The 25,100-nt window shown below is 46.5% G+C and carries 20 protein-coding genes and 1 tRNA gene; 5 read left to right on the forward strand and 16 right to left on the reverse strand.

The annotated features are described in order from the left end of the window. Nucleotides 1-93: 93 nt before the first annotated feature. Nucleotides 94-942 carry an SDR family oxidoreductase gene (locus tag HRU69_00300; protein QOI98783.1) on the forward strand — a complete coding sequence of 283 codons (849 nt, stop codon included), beginning with the start codon at nt 94-96 and terminating at the stop codon, nt 940-942. Between the two features lie 5 nt (nt 943-947). Here HRU69_00300 and HRU69_00305 read toward each other — a convergent pair whose 3' ends face one another. The 5 genes from HRU69_00305 to HRU69_00325 form a co-directional block, all read right to left on the reverse strand. Beyond that, nucleotides 948-3,581 (reverse strand): hypothetical protein, encoded by a 2,634-nt coding sequence (locus tag HRU69_00305; GenBank protein ID QOI96009.1) that lies wholly within the window; start codon nt 3,579-3,581, stop codon nt 948-950. A 77-nt stretch (nt 3,582-3,658) separates the two neighbouring features. Next, a complete protein-coding gene (locus HRU69_00310; GenBank protein QOI96010.1) occupies nt 3,659-4,942 on the reverse strand; it encodes an adenylosuccinate synthase in 1,284 nt (427 codons plus the stop codon). Nucleotides 4,943-4,967: 25 nt separating this feature from the next. Continuing rightward, entirely contained in the window at nt 4,968-5,294 is a 327-nt protein-coding gene (locus tag HRU69_00315) for an STAS domain-containing protein (protein QOI96011.1), read from the reverse strand. Next, the gene (locus HRU69_00320; protein ID QOI96012.1) at nt 5,291-5,770 is read right to left on the reverse strand and encodes a transcriptional repressor; all 480 of its coding nucleotides are present in this window, start codon (nt 5,768-5,770) and stop codon (nt 5,291-5,293) included. The genes HRU69_00315 and HRU69_00320 overlap by 4 nt, the downstream gene beginning before the upstream one ends. 35 nt (nt 5,771-5,805) lie before the next feature. After that, the gene (locus tag HRU69_00325; GenBank protein ID QOI96013.1) at nt 5,806-8,022 is read right to left on the reverse strand and encodes a bifunctional (p)ppGpp synthetase/guanosine-3',5'-bis(diphosphate) 3'-pyrophosphohydrolase; all 2,217 of its coding nucleotides are present in this window, start codon (nt 8,020-8,022) and stop codon (nt 5,806-5,808) included. Between the two features lie 125 nt (nt 8,023-8,147). Between HRU69_00325 and HRU69_00330 the strand changes: the two genes are divergently transcribed. The 4 genes from HRU69_00330 (at nt 8,148) to clpX (ending at nt 11,720) form a co-directional block, all read left to right on the forward strand. Further along, nucleotides 8,148-8,232: transfer RNA gene (locus HRU69_00330), tRNA-Leu, on the forward strand. Nucleotides 8,233-8,294: 62 nt separating this feature from the next. Beyond that, a complete protein-coding gene (tig, locus tag HRU69_00335; GenBank protein QOI96014.1) occupies nt 8,295-9,638 on the forward strand; it encodes a trigger factor in 1,344 nt (447 codons plus the stop codon). A 119-nt stretch (nt 9,639-9,757) separates the two neighbouring features. After that, on the forward strand, nt 9,758-10,429 hold the full coding sequence (locus HRU69_00340) for an ATP-dependent Clp protease proteolytic subunit (GenBank protein QOI96015.1): 672 nt from the start codon (nt 9,758-9,760) through the stop codon (nt 10,427-10,429). A gap of 58 nt (nt 10,430-10,487) precedes the next feature. Next, nucleotides 10,488-11,720, forward strand: a complete 1,233-nt coding sequence (clpX, locus tag HRU69_00345) for an ATP-dependent Clp protease ATP-binding subunit ClpX (GenBank protein QOI96016.1) — start codon at nt 10,488-10,490, stop codon at nt 11,718-11,720. 1 nt (nt 11,721) lies between these two features. On the opposite strand, the gene lpxB is transcribed toward clpX, so the two are convergent. From lpxB to HRU69_00400, 11 genes are all read right to left on the reverse strand, one after another. Continuing rightward, nucleotides 11,722-12,831 carry a lipid-A-disaccharide synthase gene (lpxB, locus tag HRU69_00350; protein ID QOI96017.1) on the reverse strand — a complete coding sequence of 370 codons (1,110 nt, stop codon included), beginning with the start codon at nt 12,829-12,831 and terminating at the stop codon, nt 11,722-11,724. Nucleotides 12,832-12,846: 15 nt separating this feature from the next. Further along, the gene (locus tag HRU69_00355) at nt 12,847-13,266 is read right to left on the reverse strand and encodes a 6-carboxytetrahydropterin synthase (protein QOI96018.1); all 420 of its coding nucleotides are present in this window, start codon (nt 13,264-13,266) and stop codon (nt 12,847-12,849) included. A 68-nt stretch (nt 13,267-13,334) separates the two neighbouring features. Next, nucleotides 13,335-14,690 (reverse strand): hypothetical protein, encoded by a 1,356-nt coding sequence (locus tag HRU69_00360; protein QOI96019.1) that lies wholly within the window; start codon nt 14,688-14,690, stop codon nt 13,335-13,337. Between the two features lie 18 nt (nt 14,691-14,708). Next, nucleotides 14,709-16,511, reverse strand: coding sequence for a SusD/RagB family nutrient-binding outer membrane lipoprotein (locus HRU69_00365; GenBank protein QOI96020.1), 1,803 nt, complete (start codon nt 16,509-16,511; stop codon nt 14,709-14,711). 20 nt (nt 16,512-16,531) lie between these two features. After that, nucleotides 16,532-19,765, reverse strand: a complete 3,234-nt coding sequence (locus tag HRU69_00370; GenBank protein QOI96021.1) for a SusC/RagA family TonB-linked outer membrane protein — start codon at nt 19,763-19,765, stop codon at nt 16,532-16,534. A 109-nt stretch (nt 19,766-19,874) separates the two neighbouring features. Further along, entirely contained in the window at nt 19,875-21,791 is a 1,917-nt protein-coding gene (locus tag HRU69_00375) for an OmpA family protein (GenBank protein QOI96022.1), read from the reverse strand. 8 nt (nt 21,792-21,799) lie between these two features. Beyond that, the gene (locus HRU69_00380; GenBank protein ID QOI96023.1) at nt 21,800-22,399 is read right to left on the reverse strand and encodes an aminotransferase class IV; all 600 of its coding nucleotides are present in this window, start codon (nt 22,397-22,399) and stop codon (nt 21,800-21,802) included. Further along, nucleotides 22,383-23,354 carry an aminodeoxychorismate synthase component I gene (locus HRU69_00385; protein QOI96024.1) on the reverse strand — a complete coding sequence of 324 codons (972 nt, stop codon included), beginning with the start codon at nt 23,352-23,354 and terminating at the stop codon, nt 22,383-22,385. The genes HRU69_00380 and HRU69_00385 overlap by 17 nt, the downstream gene beginning before the upstream one ends. 2 nt (nt 23,355-23,356) lie before the next feature. Beyond that, a complete protein-coding gene (locus HRU69_00390; GenBank protein ID QOI98784.1) occupies nt 23,357-23,938 on the reverse strand; it encodes a 4Fe-4S cluster-binding domain-containing protein in 582 nt (193 codons plus the stop codon). Nucleotides 23,939-24,006: 68 nt separating this feature from the next. After that, complete coding sequence (locus HRU69_00395) at nt 24,007-24,894, reverse strand: bifunctional 5,10-methylenetetrahydrofolate dehydrogenase/5,10-methenyltetrahydrofolate cyclohydrolase (protein ID QOI96025.1); 888 nt, start codon at nt 24,892-24,894, stop codon at nt 24,007-24,009. 1 nt (nt 24,895) lies between these two features. Continuing rightward, nucleotides 24,896-25,087: a hypothetical protein gene (locus HRU69_00400; protein ID QOI96026.1), complete on the reverse strand. Its 192-nt coding sequence runs from the start codon at nt 25,085-25,087 to the stop codon at nt 24,896-24,898. Nucleotides 25,088-25,100 lie beyond the last annotated feature (13 nt).

Genomic DNA, 25,100 nt, shown 5'->3' on the forward strand with positions numbered 1-25,100 from the left:
CGAAAGAATCATTGGAAATAAAAGCTCAAACCACGGAACAACCAGAAACGGATTCTACTAACTTAAAGCAAAACTTTAATTACTATGGAAGGAATGCTCAAACCCGGCTCGCTTAAAAACAAAACCATTATCATTACCGGTGGGGGCACCGGCCTTGGCCGCTCCATGGGCAAATACATGCTTGAGCTTGGCGCTAACCTGGTTATCACCAGCCGTAAAACTGAAGTACTCACTAAAGCGGCCGATGAGTTAATGAAAGAAACAGGTGGTAACGTACTGGCTGTGACTTGTGATGTTAGGAAGTACGATGAAATTGAAAATGTACTCAAGCAAACGGAGGCGTCCTTCGGGCAGATTCATGGTGTGCTGAACAACGCAGCCGGAAATTTCATCAGTCCAACTGAACGGTTATCGCACCGGGCATTTGATATTGTGGTCGACATTGTTTTGAAAGGAACCTACTACACTACCCTGGCCGCTGGTAAAAACTGGATTACCAAAAAGCAACCGGGAGTATTTCTGAACATTGTTACAACGTATGCCTGGACCGGCTCCGGTTATGTTGTTCCTTCGGCCTGCGGCAAGGCCGGTGTGCTTGCGCTAACCCGTTCATTGGCTGTAGAGTGGGCCAAATACAACATTCGCAGCAATGCCATTGCGCCAGGTCCTTTTCCTACGGAAGGGGCCTGGAGCCGGTTGCTCCCCGGTGATTTGGTGAAGAAATTTGACCCGGCTGAACGCATTCCGTTAAAGCGCGTTGGCCACCACCAGGAACTGGCCAACCTGGCGGCCTACCTCATGTCGGATTACTCGGCCTACATTAATGGCGAAGTGATAACTATTGATGGTGGCGAGTGGCTGCGCAACGGTGGGGAATTCAGCCACCTGGAGGCCATTCCGGAAGCCTTGTGGAATGAGTTGGAAAAAATGCGGGGTAAATAAATCTGCTATAACAAATCAATAACGAGTATTCTCTCATCCGCATAGTACAATTTTGCAGTACCATCCCAACTCATAGTGCTAACTCCGGCATTAACCGGTGCAGAAAGGAGGGCATTGCCGCTGCCATCATACACGTATGTGAGGTTTTGCTCTGCATCGGTAAGAGCAATAAAAACCCTGCCAGAACCAAAATCGTAATAGTGTAGCTCCACCGGGTTCATTCCAACATAATCGTTGGCAACAAGTTCACGGCCGTCATCATCAAATACCGTTAAGCGTTTTGCGCTCTGGCGAACGATGATGTATCCATTGCCGGATTTTTCTTCAACCAGTGAAAACTGATCGGTTACCGTTGACTTCACCAGAGGCTCGCGGGTAAGAATTTTTCCTTCGGCTGTGAATCGGGTTTTTATTCCATCTTTCGAAATACAGGTAAATACCGAACCTGCAAGATTACGCCCGGCCTCAAAACCAAAAGCACCTGATGGCCTGAAATCCAATGACAGAGGAAAACCTTTAATTGGTTCGCCTTTTCGGTTCATCACCAGCACCTGCCCGTCTTCGCGAAACACTACGATATAATCTTTGCCTTGTATGCGGTAATGACGGGGTGGTGCGGTCGTCCTCCCTTCAATGGATTTCGGCTTCCATCCATCCAGTAGCTGCCCCTGCTTATCAACCATCCATAACTTTCCGGTCCGATCGGAAATTATAAACCGGTAACGCTTGCTGTTGTCGTAGTCGATAACATTAATAAACTCAGGTTGCTGTATGGGAATCGACACGGGAAACGGGCTTACGTAATTCCCCAGTCGGTCAACAACATGAAGTTTTCCCGGTGTAACAAAAAGAAGCTGGAGTTTTCCGTTGTTGAAATAGTCAATCTGCTTTATTTCTCCGGCAATCATGCCGCCAGGCGAAAGGCTCCATTGAGTTTTACCTTCCGGTGATAAGTAATGCAACACACCCAGTGAATCCTGAAATACCAAATCATTTTGTTTTGTTGTGTGGTTGCGCACGCTGTACAAGGATGACTTAACCGGAGCATTTAAAACAACCTGGATGCGTTTATTAATTGCTTGATCCGGCAAGGCTGCCGAACCGGAAGGCATTACAATGGCATGGGTATAAACCATTCCGCTCAGGTTGCTGAACTGAATAGCCCCCATGCCCAGTCGGTTAAGTACAGGTAGATTTCCGGTAAAAAATGCCTTCCAGGAAGGCGCCAACCGCTGTACCAATGCACTTTTAAGCAGCGGCATATTAAAATAAAAACTCACATTGGATTCTAGCAGGGTTGACTCAAGGAATTGATTGGTAGCTACGGATTTACCCCAAACTTCTTCCTGATCAATGTCGTCCAGAAAACGTTTCAGATCACTCAGATTGTCGGAAAGAATTAAGGTTTTGCCTGAAACGGTATAATAGGTCAGGTCGGAGCCTGCTACCAACGGATGAAAAAGTTTTTGAGCTAAGTTCTTAATTTCAATTTTGCGAAGCTGGTACGAACCATACTGCTCTGCGTATAAGGAATCACCGCTCTCGGTTGCTTTCGATAGCTGATTGAATATGGTTATCCAACTCTCTTTATCCAATAAATCAACCAACACAACCCGCGTCTGTTCGCTCTTTCTCCGTTCGAATAGGCATACTGAAAGTTCTTTACCCAATCCGGAAAACAGGTTTTCAAAATTAATAGGTGCCAGCGAGCGCAATGAATCCTGAAGTTTACTGTTGCCGGCCAAAGGTAAATTTTTATAGAAACCTGTTCCATCGGTAATACCGTAGTTGGTAACGGCCAGTGCCCTGTTTGAAATAAGTTGCTTATGTGAAAAGGCAACGGGGTTCTGACCGGCAAAGTAGGATAACAACGAACCGGTTGCCGACTGATCGGTAAGTGAAAAACCACTCAGGGTTAGCGAAGTATTTTCCTTAATGTCAAGCACCGCAGTTTGACCAATCACGGGCTTTAACACGGCACCCTCCGGCAGGAAACTGCTAATAAATGCGTTTAAGCCTTCGTAACGGATAAACAGGTTGCCCACATCATTTTTCACAACCGGTAGTTTTTTAACCTGTTGAAGCTGGTTTTCAAATCCACGGGTTCCGTTTGCTTTGTGGGTTCGTATAACATCTTCTACCAAAAAGGGAGTGAAACTGCCAATCCAGAAATTTTCGATAACCACCCACGATAAAACCTGTTCATTTTGCTTTAATTCATAAATGGTGAAGCCTGCATACTCTCTTCTGGCTGGTTGTGTTACTGGCTTTATCCACCGATCAGTTGCCTTGCCCAAATCATCGGTTGTATAGAAAACAAAGTCAAAATTGTTTCGCTGGGTTACATGAAGCGAAGCCAGCCAGGCTGAGGCCCCTGTGATATCGTTTAGAAAGTTGGTAAATAAATCACCGGTTTTATTATTTACTGCAACCTGGCTAACCGACAGCCAAAGGGGATTATTCTGCAGTTGTGCAAAGCACGCTTTACAGTTGCCCGATTCATACACCAGCACGGCCTGTTCAGGAATAAGGCTCCAAACGGATAATGCTTTCTTTTGCGAAAAATTGAAGTACCCTACAATGCCCGCGATTACAAGCAGAATAAACACAACTGATAAAAAAAGGGCATTTCTTTTCACGCCACCGTCATTCAATTTTATTGAAATATAGAACCTCTTTTGTAAGGTAAAAAACAGGGTACGAAGGCCGGTTAAAATTAAGCCGCTACCTGCTTCCGGAAAATAGTTTGCAGCCGATCGGGGCCGGTTGACACCAGCGTTATAGGCACATTTAATTCCTGTTCAATAAACTGAATATACTTTTCAAGTTCAACGGGTAGTGAATCTCCGGTTTTATGAGTTAAGGGTACGTTCCATCCTTTAAACTCCTCGTACACGGGAAGGATTTTCTCATTAACCAGCTCATAAGGCAACATGTCGGTAGTGGTGCCGTTTTTAAGCTGGTATTTTACACATACTTTTATGGTGGGGAATATGCTCAACACATCCGCCTTCATCAGCAGCAGCCGGGTTACTCCGTTTATCATAATGGAGTATTTTAATGCCGGTATGTCAATCCAGCCGCATCGCCTGGGCCGGCCGGTGGTTGAACCGTATTCATTGCCCTCCTTTCTCATCCGTTCACCTTCTTCATCAAAAAGTTCAGTAGGAAAAGGCCCGCTGCCAACACGGGTGCTGTAAGCCTTAAAGATACCATATACTTCACCAATATGTTTTGGCGCCACACCCAGGCCGGTACACGCACCGGCTGCAATGGTGTTGGAACTGGTTACGAACGGATAACTCCCGAAGTCAATATCCAGCAGCGAACCCTGCGCCCCTTCGGCAAGTATACTGGCCCCGTCTTTCAGTTCATGATTAATCATGTATTCGCTTTCAACCAGATTAAACTGGCGAAGGAATTTTACCGCATCAAAAAACTGGTCGCACAATTCGCTCCAGTTAAAGGTTACCGGGTAGTTTTTAAGGATGGCCAGGTGACTTTCGGCCAGTTTATTGAACTTGGCATTAAAGTTATCAGAAAGTATATCACCTACGCGCAGGCCCTGTCTGCCTATTTTATCCTGGTACGATGGGCCGATGCCTTTAAGGGTTGAGCCTATCTTGTCCTCGCCTTTGGCTGTTTCGAAGGCCTGATCGAGCAGGCGGTGCGAAGGAATGATCAGGGTTGCCTTCTTGGAGATAAACAAATTAGCCTTAAGGTTAAGGTTGAATTTGATGAGCGATTCAATTTCTTTTTTGAAGATAATGGGATCAAGTACAACTCCGTTGCCGATAATGTTTTTTGTCCTTTCGCGGAAGATGCCGGACGGAATCTGGTGTAAAACGTGCTTTATACCTTCAAACTCCAGGGTATGGCCGGCATTGGGGCCTCCCTGAAAGCGTGCAACCACATCATATTTTGGAGCCAGCACATCAACAATTTTTCCTTTTCCTTCATCACCCCACTGAAGGCCTAACAATACATCAACTTTAGCCATAGCCGGTTACATATAAAGGATTTGGTTAAACTGCTTCGGTTTCGGATTGAACTACCTGAAAAATAGAGTTCAACTTAGTGATAACCAGTAATTTCTTCACGCTCTCAGAAGGCTTTAACAGAAACACTTCTCCGCCCTTGTTTCTGAACTTGGTTAAAATGGTAATCAGCACACCAATGCCGCTGCTGTTAATGTAACGCAGGTTGGAGATATCAATAATGCATTTACTTACCTGGCTGTTCAGCGCATCCGTTACAACCCCGATGATTCCGGCCCCGTCATGCTCACCAATTAAGTCGCCCGATAAACGAAGCACCAGGCTTCCGTTTTTATGTTCACTCAAAAAAGTCATTTTTTTAAATCGTTACGTTTTTTATTCTGACAAGTGGGTTGTGTACATGATCCGTACAGGATGAGGGAATGGTGAACAACATCAAAATGCAATACTTCACCTACGGTTTTCTGAATAGTGTGGATGCGGGGATCGCAGAATTCAACCACCTTATGGCAGTCGGTGCAGATTAAATGATCATGCTGCCTGTACCCATACGATTTTTCGTACTGCGCCAGGTTCTTACCAAACTGGTGTTTACTTACCAGGTCGCACTCCACAAGTAAATCCAGGGTGTTATAAACTGTGGCCCGGCTAACCTGGTATTCTTTGCGCTTCATGCTTTGGTAGAGTGATTCTACATCAAAGTGACCGTTGTGGGAGTAGATCTCTTCCAGGATAGCATACCGTTCGGGGGTTTTCCGCAACTCCCGGCTTTCCAGGTAGGCAGTAAAAATCTTCTTTACTTCTTCAAAAACCGTCAGATTAGCCACCATGGCACAAAGATACAGGAGAATGGCAGAATTAACAGTTATTCTTTTGAATCGAACCGGCTCACTTTAACTACCCCCTCAACCTTTTCTAATTTCTGTATGAGTTGTTCCAGGTGGCGGGTATCGTTTACATACAGCATAATTTCGCCTTCAAAGATGCCGGAATCAGTATGGAACGACATCGAACTCATATTCACTTTCAGTTCCTCCGAAATGATTTTGGATACGTCATTAATAAGCCCTACCCTATCCGTTCCTCTGACTTTCAGACCCGTAAGGAAAGCCACTTCATGCTGCGATGTCCATTTTGCTTTAACTACACGGTTGCCGTGGCTGGCCAGCAATTCGGTGGCATTGGGGCAGGTAGTGCGGTGTATTTTTATTCCTTCATTAACGGTAACAAAACCGAAAACATCATCACCCGGTATGGGCGTACAACATTTGGCCAGCTTGTAATCAACCACATCCATATCTTCGCCAATCAGCAGGATGTCTTCGTAACGCCCCTTTATGCGGGTAATTTCCTGCTCAATTACCTTGGCATCGGCCACGCGTACATTAGGTTTCGTTTTGAGGGGTGAGGCCGGTTTATACTCTTTAAACCGCTTGATGTCGGCCGTATTGATAATACCTTTACCCACCCGGTAGTACAACTCGAAATGACTGGCCAGGCCAAAGTATTCGCGCATCTGCTCCAGTATAATGTGGGTGGGTTCAACTTTTAGCTGCTTTAGCTTACGCTGAATGATCTCCTTCCCTTCTTCGGCAATCCGCTTCTTATCTTCTTTAAGGTTGTCTTTAATTTTTGAGCGGGCCTTAGAGGTTACCACAAACCGCAGCCAGTCTTCATGCGGTTTTTGCTTTTGCGAAGTGAGTATTTCAATCTGGTCGCCATTTTTGAGTACATAATTAATGGGTACCAGTTTGTTGTTAACCTTTGCACCAATGCATTTTGAGCCCACCTGGGTGTGAATTTCAAACGCAAAGTCTAAGGCAGTGGCCCCGTAGGGCAAGGTTTTTAATTCACCACGAGGTGTAAACACAAATACTTCATCGCTAAACAGGTTACCACGAAAGTCATTTACAAAGTCGAGTGCAGAGTGATCGTTCTGTTCCAATGTATCGCGCACTTTGGCAAGCCATTTCTCAAGGTTCGATTCGTGCGCAGCCGATGATTCTTTGTACTTCCAGTGGGCAGCATATCCCTTCTCCGCAATTTCATCCATGCGCTGCGTGCGTATTTGCACCTCCACCCACTGGCCGTTCTTGGCCATTACGGTGGTGTGCAGCGATTCGTACCCGTTGGCTTTGGGGGTGCTTATCCAATCGCGCAGCCTGTCGGGATTGGGGGTGTAAAAATCAGTTACAATAGAATATACCTGCCAGCACAACGCTTTTTCCTGCTCAAGGGGTGCATCCAGTATAATGCGTATTGCAAACAGATCATACACTTCTTCGAAGGGTATGTTTTGCTTACGCATTTTGTTGCATATGGAATAAATTGATTTTGGCCGGCCTTTGATTTCGTATTTGATTTTAAGCCTGTCCAACTCTTCCTTAATCGGCTGCATAAACTGCTTAATAAATTTATTACGTGCAGCCCTTGTATCGTCAATGTTACGCGCAATGGAGTCGTACATCGGGCGGTCGGTAAACCTGAGGTACAAATCTTCCAATTCACTTTTTATGGCATTCAGGCCAAGCCGGTGAGCCAGTGGCGCATATAAATAAATAGTCTCGGAGGCGATTTTGAGTTGTTTGTTGCGCGGCATGCTGTCGAGTGTGCGCATGTTGTGCAGCCGATCAGCCAGCTTTATGAGGATTACCCGCACATCCTCCGAAAGGGTAAACAGCATTTTCCGGAAGTTTTCAGCTTGCTGCGATGTGCCATACTCAAATACGCCCGATACTTTTGTTAACCCGTCAATAATACGGGCTACCTTTTTGCCGAACATCCGTTCAATGTCGGTCAGTTCAAGGTCGGTATCTTCAACCACATCGTGAAGCAAAGCAGAAATTATGGAGGTGGTTCCCAGGCCGATTTCCTCAACGCAAATCTGGGCTACCGCCAGGGGATGAAAAATATAGGGCTCACCGGATTTCCTGCGCATTTCCTTATGCGCCTCAAGCGCCATTGTAAAGGCTTTCTTTATTAACCGGGCATCACCTTCCTTTAAAACAGGTTTGGCTTTCCGCAGCAGTTTCCGATACCTGCTGATAATTTCCCTTTTCTCCTGCTCTACATCAATAACCATCCGGAAAGTGGTTTACTTATGGTTTACCGAACCTACCCAAGATAACAAATTATTGGTGTTCCTAATTTCTTAATTATCTATAAATTTGCGCTCCTTTTACCGAAGCCGGTTCACTAAATATACCAGCGGATGTGGCGTAATTGGCAGCCGCGCCAGACTTAGGATCTGGTGCCGAAAGGCGTGGGGGTTCGAGTCCCTCCATCCGCACCATGTTGTAAACCTCACCAACAGCCGATGAGGGTACATATTGCTAATTCAAAACTGAGAAACCTTTGGAAATAACTCTTGACAAACAAAGTAAAACGGAAGGCCTGATTAAGATCCGGTTAGGACAATCTGATTACCAACCCGGTGTGGAAGAAAAAGTACGCACTTACGCCCGTAAAGCCAATCTAAAGGGTTTCAGGCAAGGCAAAGTACCAACAGGTGTCATTAAACAAATGTTTGGCAAGTCCATCCTTGTTGAAGAAGTAAACCAACTGCTTTCCAATAAACTCTCCGATTACATCAAAGAAAACAAGCTGCGTATTATAGGCGAACCCCTGCCCAACCTTGAAAAGGCCAATGCATTAGACTGGGAAAGTGCCAACGACCTGGAGTTTGAATACCAGGTTGGTTTGGTAGAGGACTTCACCTACGACCTGTCGCCCAAAGTAAAAGTAAAAGTGTACCCGATTGAAGTGACCAATCAGGTAGTGGAAGAAACCCTGACCGACATTCGCCAACGATTCGGTAAGATAACCCATCCGGAAATCAGTGAACCCGGTGACAGCCTGATTGGCGACCTGCGTTCGGCCGATGGCTCCTTCCAGCGCGAAAACGTGATCATCAAAACCGAAACCCTCTCAAAAAAATACCAGGATTTTTTCCTTAACCGGAAACCGGAGGAGGAAATTACACTGGCTATTGAGGAGGTGTTTGATGCCGGCACCCTTTCAAAAATGCTGGGCGTTTCCGAAGAAGAAGCAAAACAACTGAACGGAGAGTTCACCTTCAAGGTAATCTCCCTCGGGCGCCTTGAACCCGCTGAATTAAACACAGCCCTGTTTGACCGGGTATTTGGAAAAGACAGCGTTACTACCGAAGAAGAATTTTTAAACAAGATAAAAGAAACTATTCAGCAGAATTATCAGCGCGAAACAGATCATTTTCTTGACCACGAAATTGAAGATTACTTCATTACCAATACAAAAATAAACCTGCCCGAAACTTTTCTTAAAACCTGGCTGATGCAAACCAGCAAAGGAGAACTAACCCGGGAAACAATTGAAAAGGAGTTTGATGCCTACCTCCGTTCGTTGAAATGGGATCTGATAAAAAACCGCATAGCCGAAGACAATAACATTACCGTTGAATCCGATGAGGTACGAGCCCGCGCCAAAGAACTGATCATCTCCCAATTCGGTGGCCCCTCGGTAGCCGGACAGCTAATGGATAAACTGGATGCCATTGCCGACAACTACCTGGCTCACGAAAACGGCCAGCATTTTATGCGCCTGTACAACCAACTGCGTCATGAGAAAATACTAAAACTCATTAAAGAAAAAATTACGCTCACCGAAAAAAAGGTGAGCCTGGATGAATTCCGGAAAATGGCAGAGGAACATAAACATTAAAACATAGTATAACCCACAAAAAAATGGTTTTGCACAACAGCAAAGCCATTTTTATTTTTTATCCACCGGAATTCGCTGTTTTATTCTAATTTACTGCACATTTAAAAAACAATTTTGCTATGAACGAATTCAGAAAATATGCCGTACACCACCTGGGCATGAGCGGCAATACCGTTGACAGCTACGCCCAGAAAATTGAAAACATGACTCAGTATGTTATTGAAGAACGGCCGGGCAACTTCAGGGCTATTGATGTATTTACCCGCCTTATTTCCGACCGCATCATCTTTTTAGGCATGGGCGTTGACGACCAGATTGCCAACCTGATTATCGCCCAACTGCTTTTTCTGGAATCGGCTGACCCGAAAAAGGACATTATCATGTACATAAACAGCCCGGGCGGCTCGGTATATGCCGGCCTCGGCATTTACGACACCATGCAGTACATTAATCCTGATGTAGCCACCATATGTATTGGCCTGGCCGCTTCGATGGGAGCTGTATTGCTGGCGGCCGGGGCACCCAAAAAGCGATCGGGGCTTACTCACAGCCGCATTATGATCCACCAGCCGTCATCGGGCATGCAGGGCACCTCAAAGGATATGGAAATCTCTCTGAAGCAAACCCTCGAAATCCGCGAAGACCTGTATAAAATCCTGGCTAAACATACCGGCAAGGATTTCAATACCATTGAAAAAGATTCCGACCGCGACTATTGGATGCGGGCAACCGAAGCAAAGGATTATGGCATGATTGACGAGGTGCTGGAGCGCAAAAAACAGCGTAATTAATCGGCTTTAAAAACTACCAAATTTTAGTGGTACCTTTGCACCAGAACTGATTTCGGTTATGGCTGAAGTTACCTGCTCATTTTGCGGACGCAATAAAAAAGACGTTGATCTGATGATATCGGGCATTCATGCCCACATTTGCGATAAATGCGTTACGCAAGCCAGTCAGATTTTACAGGAGGAAAAGAAAAGCAAAACCGATGGCGGCCTGGCTCCCAATTTTAAGCTGATTAAACCGCGCGACATCAAGAAATTTCTTGACGAATATGTTATCGGCCAGGATGAAGCAAAAAAAGTGATGGCGGTAGCCGTTTACAATCACTACAAACGGTTGATGCAGCGTAAAGCCGAATCGGATATTACTATAGAGAAGTCGAACATCATTATGGTAGGCGAAACCGGAACCGGAAAAACCTACCTGGCCCGTACGCTGGCCCGCCTGCTGCAGGTGCCGTTTTGCATTGCCGATGCCACCGTACTGACCGAAGCCGGTTATGTTGGCGAGGATGTGGAGAGTATTTTAACCCGCCTGCTGCAAGCTGCCGATTACAATGTGGAGGCAGCCGAACGCGGCATTGTGTACATTGACGAAATTGATAAAATCGCCCGCAAATCGGATAACCCCTCCATTACCCGCGATGTGAGCGGTGAAGGTGTGCAACAGGCGTTGTTAAAATTATTGGAAGGTACTGCAGTTAACGTGCCACCACAAGGCGGCCGTAAGCACCCCGACCAAAAGATGATAACGGTTAATACCGAGAACATCCTTTTTATCTGCGGAGGAGCATTTGAGGGCATCAGCCGGTTTATTGCTAACCGCTTGAATACAAGGCCTTTGGGCTTTACTTCGGCCAGCGGGTTACACCCTGCTGATATCGATAAAGACAACCTGATTCAGTTTGTATCCGCCCAGGATTTGAAAAGTTTCGGCCTCATTCCGGAGTTGATCGGTCGCTTGCCGGTTATATCCTTCCTTCATCCGTTGGATAAAGCAGCCCTTCGAAAGATATTAACCGAGCCGAAAAATGCCCTGGTTAAGCAATACAAAAAACTGTTCGAGATGGAGGGCATTCAACTGGAATTTAAAGACGGTGCCCTTGACTTTATCGTTGAGAAGGCCGTTGAATTTAAACTGGGCGCCCGCGGCCTGCGCAGCATTTGCGAGGCCATCATCAACGATGCCATGTTCGATTTGCCTTCGGAGAAAAACACCGAACGGCTAACCATTACCCGGGCCTATGCCGAAGACAAGTTCAGCCGGTCGCAATACAGTAAACTAAAAGTAGCCTGATTTATTTCTTCAGGTAATTGAGCATTAAACGGGCTGTTTGCTCCGATGCCGAACCGGTATCGAGCAAGTTTATTACCTGCTGATAGCCTTCAATTATTTGATTGCGATAAATCGTATCCTGAAGAATCCGGCTCAGTTCCAGAATAATTTCTTCGGCATTCGCATGGGTTTGAATCAGTTCTTTTACTACTTCACGTCCTGCAATAAGATTAACCAGCGAGATAAAGGGCACCCGGATAAGCCGTTTACCGATTTGGTAACTAACCGGACTCGTCTTATACACCACCACCTGGGGAACTCTAAACAAACACGTCTCCAAGGTAGCCGTACCCGAAGTTACCACTGCCGCTTTTGCATAGGCGAGCAAATCGTACGTTGACCCGGTAAGCAACTTTACGTTTGGTAATTGCCTGAGCGGGCTGTACAGAACTTCATCCAGGTTATCGACACGGGCAGTAATAAATTGATAATCAGGAAATTTAATAGCTACTTCGGCCAAAACCGGCACCAACCGGCTTACCTCCTGCTTTCGGCTGCCTGGCAATAACGCAATAACATTGGAGGATGACCGGTTGTAGTTACGTAAAAAATCAGGATCAGTCCGATGTGCTTTTACAGCATCAAGCACCGGGTTTCCCACATAATCAACGTCCCAATGGAATTTTTTAAAAAAATCTTTTTCAAAAGGCAGGATAACAAACATCTTATCGACTACTGCTTTTAATTTCGTGGCCCTACTTTGGTTCCATGCCCATACTTTTGGTGAAATATACCAGAACACCCGAAAGCCCTTTGCCCTGGCAAAGCGGGCAATGCGCAGGTTAAACCCGGCATAGTCAATTAACACAACAGCATCGGGGTTAAATGTAAGTATGTCCCGTTTACACTGCTTCAGTTTATCATAAATGGTTTTCAGGTTTGCAAGTACCTCGGCAAAACCCATAAATGCCAGTTGACGGTAATGAACGGTTAACGCCATGCCGGCCTGTTCCATGGCGTCACCGCCAAAGCCCCGGCATTTCAGGTTGGGATTAAGTTTTCGTAAAGAAAAAATCAGGTTGCTGCCGTGTAAATCGCCCGACCGTTCACCTGCAACAAAATAGAATTTCACAATGCCAAGGTAAGGCTATTCGCCAAAGTACTCAACATAATTGCGGGGCGTTTCATAAAGCCGTATGGCGTGCAGAGTTCCATACGATGTAATTTTAGGAATCTCCAGGTTTAGTATATCCCAAATACCTTTTACCAGGTTTTCGCAACTGGCAAGTTTGCCCTGCATAAAATCAACATCAAGATTTAGATTCTTATGATCCAGTTTCTCAATGACTTTCCCGCGGATTAGCGTGCTTAGCTTTTTCAAATCAACTACAAAACCGGTTTCAGGGTCAGGCAGGCCTTTTACGGTAACAATCAATTCAAAGTTATGGCCGTGCCAGTTTTCATTAGCACAAGGGCCGAAAACGGCCAGGTTCGTTTCTTTAGACCAGGCCGGGTTGTAAAGCTTATGGGCAGCGTTAAAATGTTCTTTGCGTGAAACGTAAAACATGCCCAAATATAGACACAAAAAAAGAGGCTGCCTGCGGGCAGCCTCTTCAAAGATAAAGTCGAATTAGATTAAGGAAGTTTCTCCAGTCTTAAGTAAACCCTGCGGAACCAGGTACAATATCCGTTGCGTCTGCCGTATTCATCGGCATCGTCATCCACGGCTATGGTAAACACCTGGCCAGGGGTTAAACCATCCTGGTCAATGCGGTAGTAACCGCGGTTCGGAATGGTATAGCGCGGAAGACCAAAACGCAAGGTGTTATTTCCGGCAAATGTACCGGCCAACGGAGTAACCATATAGAACTCGCGTTGCGAAGTACAATCCACACCGCTGTTAATCAACGGTACGAAAACTGTCCCAAGGTTAGCGTTCGTAGCACCAGCCATGCCCATACCATTACCCGGGCCCGGAGGGCCAAAGGCACTGGTCAGGGTTGTTAAGGCGGCAGCCGGCAAACCCGGGTTCGGACCACCTTCCAGGTTAATACGCATGGTTATAGTCTGCCCCCTGTAGGTACAGGTAAACTGACGCTCAGTGGGCAACCCACCGGGAACAGTAGCCAGGGTAACCGTTTGGGTAGAATCAGTGGCTGATGAACCAAATATAAACGGCTTAACCATGTAATTAGGAATGCTCTGGTGGAGTTCCAGGTTATGGTTAGGCGACCACACCGCCATTTGGGTCATCCGGTATGTACCCGTATAAGCTGTTGCGCTGAACGGGTTAGTAGCCTGACGAACCGTAATGGTGTAAAAGTAAGGCGCATTGTAAAACTGCCCTGCCGTTACGTTAGGTGTCATGTTGGCTTCCTCAGGATTCCCCAGGCTGGGAGAGGTAACTGTTTGCGCATTGGCCACAGTAAAGGTACGGCCATCCGTTAAGCGAGCCTTCCAGCGAAGCAAAATCTGGTCACCAAGAGCCAAGCTGCCCGGGTAAGCAACACACGGACAAACATCCGGATAGATGTTTGAACAATCCACTCCCGGTATTCCATCAGGATCAGTTGTAAGGGTGGCCAGTGCAGTCTGAATCTGAGCGGCCGTAATGCGAACAGCTCCTGAACGGAGGTATTCCGAATAGGTAGGCTGGGGAACAGCAGCCAGGTTCATAGCGGATGCCGGAATTGTGGTTACCAGCACTTCATCCGTAATTAAACCGGTACCTCCGTTACGATGCGTGGCATAAAATTCCACTTCTTCCAACAAGGCGCCTTTTTCCTCATCAACGGATTCGAAAACAAACTCAACAGCCGAATTGGCCAGATCATTAAATTCCAATACGTTCGATGTGACCTTGTAAATCCGCAAATAATGACCACTTGTACGATCATCATACGGTAGCGGGTACAGGCTCTCGTCACGGCAGGCTATTGTAACCATGCCGGCCACCAGCACCACACCTAAAATATATTTCTTCAAGTTCATAGTCATGTCTATTAAAGGTTAAAAATCAAGGTTGGTGGTATTCGTATCCCAGAAAATTTTACCCTCCAAATCAGTCTTTTGCTGAATCTGGTTATTCAGGTTAGCTGCATTGGCAGGATACCAGAACGAACGCGGAAACGCACCCGGTACCGGATTTTGCGTGGGCTGCATACCAGTCGGACGGCCAGTTCTGCGGTAGAGGTTATAGGCCTCAACACCGTTACCGTATAGTGCAATCCAGTACTCACGGGCCAGGTAGTTCAACGCATTGGCTGCTGAAGAATTAAATGCAAATACGGCAGCGGTTACATAATTGTTTACATCCGTAGTATAGGTTGCAGCAGGGTAAAATCCATTAATGGTACCTGCTTCAGTAGGAGCCGCTGCAACGGGGGTTGTACCATACGTACCGTTTACAGCCCAGTCGCGCACATCAGCCATCGAAGCACGAATACCTTCCTCAAAATGCTGTACAGCCGTTAAAGGCGTAGTAGCACCTAAACGAAGGTTCGCCTCAGAAAGCATAAACTGTACGAAGGAGCGCATCATAATGGGCTGGAAGCCCGCACCGCGCATACCTACACCCGCGCTAACACCTGTATTCACGTTAGCATCAAAACGTCCTCCTGAAGGATACGCCCCCCAGGCTGTACGCAATAAGCCGTCCGGAGGGATCCCCTGGTTATCCTGATGATCACGACCCCAATAGCCGCGGTCAGTCGGGTAACAAAAGGTTCGTCCCCAGGCCGGATCAGTCGGATCAACGGAAGGCTGACCTGCCTGTTCACCCATGGGAGGGATACCCGCTACATCGTTGGGTACAATGGCAGAACCCGTAGATATCGGATAATGCGAAGGAACATTTTCAGTTAAACAACGAATCTGGTTAGCATCCGTACTGTTAGCGTTGGTCTGGCGATAGAAATAGAAACGAATTCTTGGATCTCCCGGATCACCACCGCGGTGGGTTGCATCGTACCCGTGAAACATGTGCCAGATGAGCCAGTTCGACATATAGTTTCCACCACCGGCAGGGTAGTTGGCTACAAACCTGGGGTGCCGGGAATCTGGTGCAGAGGCGTTGGTTCCATAACGGAAAACAAAATTCTGATTTGCAGCGGCAATCAAACCGCCCGGATCGGCAATCACAGCATTTAACTCAGTTACATCTCCTGTGTTCAGGTAAATCTTAAGCAAAAGCGTATTGGCTAACCGAACCCAGCTACCGTAGCTGTTATTGTAGTACATATCGGTAATTGCCGGGGCAACCGGGTTTTGTAAACCACCGGCTGTTGTAAGCGGGGTGGTCAAATCCAGTTTGGCTTGCTCTAACAGCGCAATGGCCTGATCATACACATCCTGCTCATCATCCGGTACCGGATTAAAGTTACCGGAACCCTGAAACGCCTGGGAGAACGGCACATCGCCAAAGAAATCAACCAGCAGAGTCAGGGTATAGGCTGAAATCACGCGGGCAATTCCGGCATGGCGCATATAACCCGCAGCTTCAACCGAAGGAATAAGCGCATTAGCCTCTACAAGAATACCGGCATACGCTGTTGACCAAATACCATTAAAGTCTTCCGGGCGAACAGAGTTTTGATACTCTGTACCAGCTCCGTTTTGCAACCGGGTTTGCTGCATCCCATTGGAACTCGCAGCCTGGAACATGCCCGCCAGGTTTATTTGCAATGTATTTAAAACTAAACTTGGTAATTCCTGTCCTGGCTGTAAGGCGTTCGGGTTTTCACGCAGGTCAAGCGTACATGACGCGCCCATAACCAAGGCCAGCGAAAGCAATACTATTTTAATGTATTTCATTTTCATTTAGGGTTAAAAGGTTAGAACGATACCCGCAATACAACACCATAACGCCTCATGCTGGGGCCTGTCAGGTAGTCAAAACCGATACCTCCGTTAACACCCAGGCTGGATACTTCCGGATCAAAGTTCACGTACTTAGGCACGTTAACCGCATTAAACCAGAGGTTATTGCCGGTAAATATGATGGAGGCACTCTTAATCGGGGTTTTGCTTAACAGCGATTTAGGCAAGGTGTAACCAAGGTTCACTTCGCGAAGGCGGATGGTGGTTACATCAAACACGCTGTTGTCGTTACGACCAAAGAACTGTGAGTTAAAGCCGTAGTCAGCTGCCGTAATCTGGATGTCGTTTGGAGCATAAATAGGGTCGCCATCGGTATCCACACCAATCTGCTTCACGCCAGGCAGGATAAAGATCTGGTCGCGGTCAAAGTTATCACGACCAGCCAATACACCCCGTGCCAGCAAGCCGGCAGGTGTCCAAGCCACCATTTGTCCACCATGACGGTAATCAAACTGGAAACTCAGCGATATCCCTTTAAAGGAGAAGTTATTGATCAACGTGGTCAGGTGCTTAGGGTTCGGATCGCCCAGTTCGCCAATCTGCGGAGCGATTACGTGAAGGCCGTCTGAACCTACAACGCGATTACCATCCGGATCTTTCAAAATGGTAGTTCCTTTAATGATGTTCATCGGTCTGCCCGGAACGGCAAAGTTACCCAGGTCAGTAAAGCCTGAAAGCGCGATTTCATCCAATCCTACACCCAGCGAAACAACCTCTGTTCTGATGAGGGTAAAGTTAAGGGTTACATCCCACTGGAATCCCGAAGAAAGTTTAATGGGCGTTCCGGTGATGATGGCTTCAATTCCCTTGTTATCAATTTTACCTTGATTCAACAGGGTGCTGGTAAAGCCGGTTGATGGATCAATCGGTGCATTAACAATACCTTCGAGGGTTCTCCTGTTAAACGCTGTAAGGTCTACAGCTATCCTTTCATTAAGCAGTTTCGCTTCAATACCTGCTTCAATCTCCTGATATAACTCGGGTTTCAGGTTAAGGTTACCCAGGAAATTGCTAATCTGGTGTGTTGAAATTACGTTGTTACCGGCATCAACAAAGGAACGGGCATTGGATGCAATCACAGTGCGGGTTCCGTAGGGAGCCGGGTAGTTTGCCGATGTTCCTACACCAACGCGCGCTTTGAGGAAATTAAGCGTATTCGATTTCAGGTTGCTAAAGGCATCGGTAGCAATGAACGAAGCGCTTACGGAAGGATAAAACTGTGAATTATTTCCTTTTTCCAAAGCCGATGACCAGTCATTCCGGCCGGTCAGGTTCAGGTATGCAAAGTCCTTATAACCGAGAACAACTTCAGCATACGTTCCATACAACTGACTTTCGGATGTTGATTCGAAGAATCTGCCGTCAAAAGCCGCACTATTTGGTGCTGATGTATTGAAGTTACTGTGCCGGAAGAAACCGAATACAATCTGGTTTTCAGAATAGATACCGTTTCGATCAAACCGGTCATTACGGGCATTCAACCCAACCAGACCTTTCAAAGAAATATCACTGGATATTTCGCGCTGCAACGAGAAAATTAGGTCGTGGTTCCAGATGGTATTCTGAATAGACTGTGTTTGGTAAACACCGTTATTAATTACCTGATAGGTAGGGCCAATACCTTTGTTATACTGCCGGCTTTGGTTTTGCGTATAAGTGTCAAGACCTACCCGGTATTGCAACGACATGTTTTCGTTGAAATCATAGGTGAAACTTGAGCTACTGAAAAACCTGTCCGTCACATCAGTTTCCAATGTGTATTTGGCAATCCAACGCGCACTGGGAATGTCATTTGGACCCCGGTACCATACAGATTTGTGCTCTTCCGGGGTTTCAAAAGGAAACAGGTCCGTATCATTTATATCCAGGTTTCTCGGGGTATAGAGAAAGTTGGCATATAATGAAGGAACACCACCAAAAGAAGCACCACCACCGGTAGCACCGTTAAGCGGAGGCGTCTGGAAATCGCTGTTGGAGTACATGAACGATGAGCGAACTGTAAACTTATCCGTTACAGAACCATTAAAACCTATGGAGGCGTTTACACGGGTAAGGTCGTTACCGGGGGCATAGCCCTCCTCTGTAGTATAGCCCAACGATGCGGTAATGTTCATTTTCTGGCCCCCTCCTGTAACTGTTAGGGCAGTGTTTGAAATCATGCCTTTTCTAAAGAACCGGCCCACGCTGGGTGCCGCTTCCCACGGAATGCGCTTCCAATAGGTTTGGCTGGCAAATGGCAACCTTAACGCAGGATCGGATAAGAACTGATACGGATGCCCGATGGAGTCGAACTCATCAAAGTGCGCACCCCAGTTGCTAAAGAAGTTACCATATAGCTGCTGAAAACCATTGCCGTAGTCATTCTGAAATTCAGGCAGGGAGGCAATCTCATTTTGAGCAAGTGTTTGCTGGAATGTTACTTCCGGGGTTTTCTTCTTTCCTGAACCTGCTTTGGTGGTTACGAGAATAACACCGTTACGACCCTGTGTTCCATAAAGCGCTGTGGCAGCAAGCCCCTTCAACACACTAATGCTCTCAATGGTGTTGGGATCCAAATCCTGAAAGCGGCTTGTAGCAGTTGCTGCACCCCCGGTAGTAAATCCGGATTGGTCGTTTGTACTGGAGTTAAAAGGTACTCCATCAACCACCCACAAGGGTTGGGTATTACCCGTAATGGTTGAATAGCCCCGGATGTTAATCTGGGCACCGGTACCGGTTGTACCGCCCACGGGATTAATTACAACCCCCGGAATTTTCCCCTGCAACACGCGGGAAATGTCACCAATCGGTCGGGCGGCTATCTGCTCTGAACCCACCGAGGTAACAGCATAACCCAACGCTTTCTTATCGCGGGCAATACCTTGCGAGGTAACAACCACTTCAGACAACTGAGTTACGTCAAGCGCCAGGGAAACATCAACCACTGACCGCTCACCGATTGGCACCTCCTGTGTTTGGAGACCAATGAAAGAGAAAACCAGCGACCCTCCGGAGGAAGGAACACTGATTGTGTAACGGCCGTCTGCATCCGTTACCGTACCCGTTGCCGTGCCTTTCACAACAACGTTCACGCCAGGTAAGGCCGATCCATCTTCCGTGGACGTTACCCTACCCGATACCGTTCGCTCCTGTGCCCACACCGTGAACACAAACGCTAACGAGAAGCATAGTAGTAAAAACTTCTTCATAGGTTAGTTTTAGGTTAAACAATCGTTTTAAAGTTCCAAATTAAATGATGTTGGGTAAAAATTAAAATAACAGGCAAAGGATTTTCAACCAAATAATATTTGGTAATCCCTACCTGATAAGAAATTCAATTCTTCTGTTTAGTTGTTTACCCTCCTCGGTAGTGTTAGGCGCTACCGGGCGCGTATGGCCATAGCCCTTGGATACAATCCGTACTTCGGGTATTCCTCTGTTAACCAGGTAGTTGTAAACAGCCTGTGCTCTTCGCTCAGATAACTGCTGGTTGTAGGCCGGGCTACCCGTGTTATCCGTATGGCCACTTATTTCAATAGAAATAGATGGGTTTTCCTGTAAAAACCTCACAGTCTTCTCCAACTCGGTGATTGACTTTTCTTTTAAATCGTATTTATCTGTATCAAAAAACAGGTTTTTTAATATGGCATGAGCCCCACTGACGGCTCTGTCCAAAAGAATATTCTGTGTGATGGGCTCAAAATCGCTGATTTCGGAATAGTTGAAATTAAGACTCTGAAATAAGTACCCTGTTTTGGTAACATAAAGTGCATAATCGGCACCCTGGGTTAGCACCATCAGGTATTCGCCAGTCAGCGAGTCGGATTCAACCACCGATACCCGTTGGTTTTTCTCAATATTATAGAGTTCAATTTTTGCCTTCAGCCGTTGTTCTGTTTTCCTGTCGGCCACAACCCCCCGCACATAATTGCTTTTTTGTTTAATCTGTTGCGATTCGGGAATATCAATTTCGTAAATCCTACTACTGGCACCCGCCAGCGTGCTCTCTTCATGGGAATAATAGCCCTTCAGGCCATCAGCGGTGATAAATAAGGAGAACTGATCTTCATGATCGTTGAGCGGCCGGCCTAAATTGACCGGGGCAGCCCATGTGTCACCGCTCCGTTCTGAAAAAAAAATATCGTAACCGCCAAAACCGGTGTGCCCGGTAGAAGCAAAATACAATACCTGGTCGTTAACATGAATAAAGGGCGATATCTCATCACCAGGAGTATTTACCGGTGAGCCCAGGTTACGCGCCCGGGTCCACTGCCCGTTGTCGTCAGAAACCGAAACCCAGATGTCTCTCCGGCCCTGTCCACCCCTGCGATCAGAAACAAAGTACAAGGTTCGTCCATCGGCTGAAAGTGCCGGCTGGGATTCCCATTCAGTTGAATTGACATTGGGTCCCAGGTTTTTTGGTACAGTCCATTCGTTGCCGATTTTCACCGTTTCATATAAATCGCAACTGCCGAAACTTTGGCGACCCACACAAGATGTAAAGATCAGCTTCCGGCCATCGGCCGAAATGGTACACGTGCCTTCATTCAAGGCTGAGTTTACATTTTTTGACAGCGACTGCGGCTTGCCCCACCGCCCGTTGCTTTCCTTGCGGGAAATAACCAGGTCCTCATCGTGTTCAGGCGCATTACCGAGCCTGCGGGTAAATATCAACTCCTGCTGGTCGGCTGTAAGCACCGGAAAATATTGTAGAGGGAAACAATTTACTGTATCGCTTAGCGGGTGTTGATTATAGTGTGCTTTAAGTGCCAGGTTTTGCTTTGCAAATTCTGCGTTGCGCAGCCATTGCGAAGCGCGTTCAATTTTCTGCCGATTTTGATTTTCAGCACGTAAAAAATTCTGTAGTGTAACAACCGCGTTATCGTACTGCCCTGTGTTAAGATAGGCCTCACCCAAATCAAACCAGATTATGCGTTGCTTTTTAATGTCGGTGGTAAGCGAAGCGGCCGTTTCAAAATGTTGTACCGCCATTGGGTAACGCTTGGTTGACATATACACCAGGCCCAGCCGATAGTACGCCTCCACAAATTTTTTATCGCGGTTTATCGCCTCGTTCAACAAATCGATGGCCTGCTGATACTGCCCCCTTACCCGGTAATTATCAGCCTGATTGTACAACTCAATGGCTTTTTTGGATTTGGTGCTTAACCCGGATTGAGCGGGCAGCACAACAGGAACCAAGCAAACCAACCATAAAACAAACGCACGATTCATGACTAAAACTAAAAAAGTATATGCGTTACCGGAAATTCCGGTCCATTAAATCCGACCAAGGCATTAATCAGTTTTATTTTTTTAAAACGATTTAAATGGCTTAGCATTAGTTCCTCTTCCTGTATTTCTCCGGCATCGAGTAGTACAGCGCGCATAACTCCGGGAAGCAACGGCATAGCGGGGGTTATCCACCGGAGTCCGTCATAAAAAACCACATTATTGTATGAGGTATCGGTAACCAACCCGTTTTTTACAATCAGGATATCGTTAGCCCGGCCTCGTTTATTAAATAGCATATCCAGTTTGCTTCGATCCGCATATTTATAATCATACTTGATCGCATTATCATACATTACTTTTAACGAGTGAATTGGCATCGCCTTATACGGAATTAATTCATGCTGCCATTCACCATCGGTTGTGTATACCACACGGTATTTATAAATTCCGTTTTGGGGAACGACTAACTTCTTTATTACTGTTTTAAGGATAACCTGATTTTGGCTTCCTGCAAGTTTCTGCACGGTGTTGTCCATGCGGTGCTGGTGGTACGGCAGGTGATGAAACACACCGTTCTCTAACCGGATAGACTCAATTAACCGGTACATATATTTTATCAAGCAGTTCCTGATACTCCTTTGCTGCTTCACTCTGCGTGGTAATGCCCCCTCCGCTGCGATAGTAATATCGACCATCCTGGTGTTCGATAAACCGGATCATAACACCGCTGTCCAGGTTAATACCATCAAAATAACCCAGAACGCCCGAATAAAATCCCCGATCGCAGCCCTCAGCAGCACGAATAACAGAGCATGTTTTTAATTTCGGGGCGCCACTAACGGAGCCGGCTGGTAAAAGCTTTACCAACAGGGTGCCCAACTGGCAGTGGAAATCATCCGGCAGCCGGCCGGTTATCTCCGAACTCACCTGCAATAACCTGGCGCGATTTGTTTTGATTTCTTCCACATAGCGGAAACGCGTTACCTCTACTGCTGTCGCCACCTGGCTCAGATCGTTGCGTATCAGATCAACAATGGTAACGTGCTCAGCTTTTTCTTTTGGATCATTTAGAATCTGGTCGGTCGCATAAGGAACCGAGGCATCAATCGTGCCCTTCATGGGGTATGCATAAATTTTATTGCCCCGAATCTGCACAAACGTTTCTGGCGAAAAAACAATAAACTCATTTTGGTACCAGCACTTGTATCGGGCCTGAGCCCTGTTAAAAATTTCCTGCAGGGAGCAATTCAATCCAACCGGAGTTTTTACGGTAAGATTCAGCAAAAAGGAATCGCCATAACCGAGGTGATGCTGTACCCGCTTAAAACGGGTTTCGTATTCCTGAAAAGAAATTGGAAACAGTTGTAAATCAACCGAACCTGACGGCCTCGTCAATATCGGGCTATTTGAGAAACCATTAATGGAATATTGCAATACGTTAGGATCAACCTCATCCAGCCGGAAAGCCAGGGGTTGGTTCAATTCAAAATCGGTAAGAAAGAAAAAGGGTGTTCGCGAAGCGCCCCAGGTATTTAATGCCGAAACAAATTGCTCCAGGTTCAACGTTAAGGTATATTCATGTACTTATGCACCTGCAATGAAATACGCCAATGCGGATTGGTCTTGCAGTAATCAATGATTAGCGGCAGCATTTCTTTTTCTTTTGACCATTCCGGCTGCAGAAAAAGTTTGCAATCTTTACTTACCCGTTCGGCATGCTCGGCAGCCCATGCAAAATCACTCTTATTATATATAATGATTTTCAACTCATCAGCCCGGTTATAAATTGAATCAACCGGGGGTTTGAATTTTTTAGGTGAAAGCGTAATCCAATCCCAAACCCCGGTTAACGGGTAAGCACCCGAGGTTTCGATGTGCGTGCGCATCCCGGTAGTACGCAAGCCCTCAGTTAATGGCTTCAGATCATACAGGGCAGGTTCACCTCCGGTAATTACGGCCATCGGGGCCGATGACGATTTTGCACGAGCCACGATGGTATCAACATGTACCAGCGGATGAGCCGAAGCATCCCACGATTCTTTAACATCGCACCAAACACAACCCACATCACAACCACCCAGCCGGATAAAATATGCCGCACATCCCTGATAAAAACCCTCACCCTGAATAGTGTAGAAGTCTTCCATGAGGGGCAGCACAACGGTTGAGGCAGGAGTAACCATAATCAGGATTAGTTCAAAGCACCTGAACCAACTTATGAATTGCGAAGTTCAGTGGCCCGCAGCGTATTTAACAACAGCGATGCGATAGTCATTGGGCCAACACCGCCCGGTACGGGCGTAATCATGGAACATTTCGGGGCAACGTTTTTAAAATCCACATCGCCTTTTATGGCATATCCGTTTTTATATTGAGGTCCTTCTACCCGGGTTGTTCCAACATCAATTACGATAGCTCCTTCTTTCACCATATCAGCCGTAATCAAACCGGGTTTGCCCACCGCCACAATTAAAATATCGGCACGCCTTGTAAAATCGGCTAACCCCTTTGTGTATTTGTGGCATACCGTTACCGTAGCCCGGCCGTGTTCTACCAACATCATACTAAGAGGTGCCCCCACTAACCTGCTGGCCCCAACCACAACACAGTGCCTGCCTTCAGTTTCAACACGATAGCGTTTAAGCAACTCCATCACCCCAAACGGAGTAGCCGGCAGCAGCAACGGATTTTTTGATACAATACTCCCGAAATTGCGGTTGGTAAAACCATCCACATCCTTATCGGGCTTAATGTGTTCGGTAATTTTTTCTACCGAAATGTGAGGAGGCAACGGCAGTTGAACAATAAAGCCATCCACATCCGGATCTTTATTAACCTGATCGATATGCTTGAGTAATTTGTCTTCGCTGATGGTATCCGCAAAGCGCATCATGGTGTAGTGAAAGCCCACTTCTTTGCAGGCTTTTACTTTATGATCGACATACGTTTGGCTGGCCCCATCATCGCCTACCAAAATGATAGCCAGGTGCGGAATTTTGCCGCCTGCTTTTTTAATTTCGTTTACGCGTTGAATGATTTCTTCCTTAATCTCAGAAGCGACCTTTCGTCCGTCAATCAGCGTGTAAGTTGATGTTTCTGTCATTTTATGCTTTTCGTTTAAGCCTCCTGGTTTCTACCCACAGTTCGATAAACTCACCTGCAATTTTTCTATGGAGGGCTTTGATTTTGAGTAATTCGATTTTCTTTTTTGAAAGTTTGGCTTCCAAACGATTTACCTGTTCACTCCATTTGTTTTGAGTTCCTGACCTCCCCTGCCTTGATTTAGTTTTTGCCATTCTTGATTTGACT

The organism is Flammeovirgaceae bacterium, assembly GCA_015180985.1.
GTDB lineage: Bacteria > Bacteroidota > Bacteroidia > Cytophagales > Cyclobacteriaceae > UBA2336.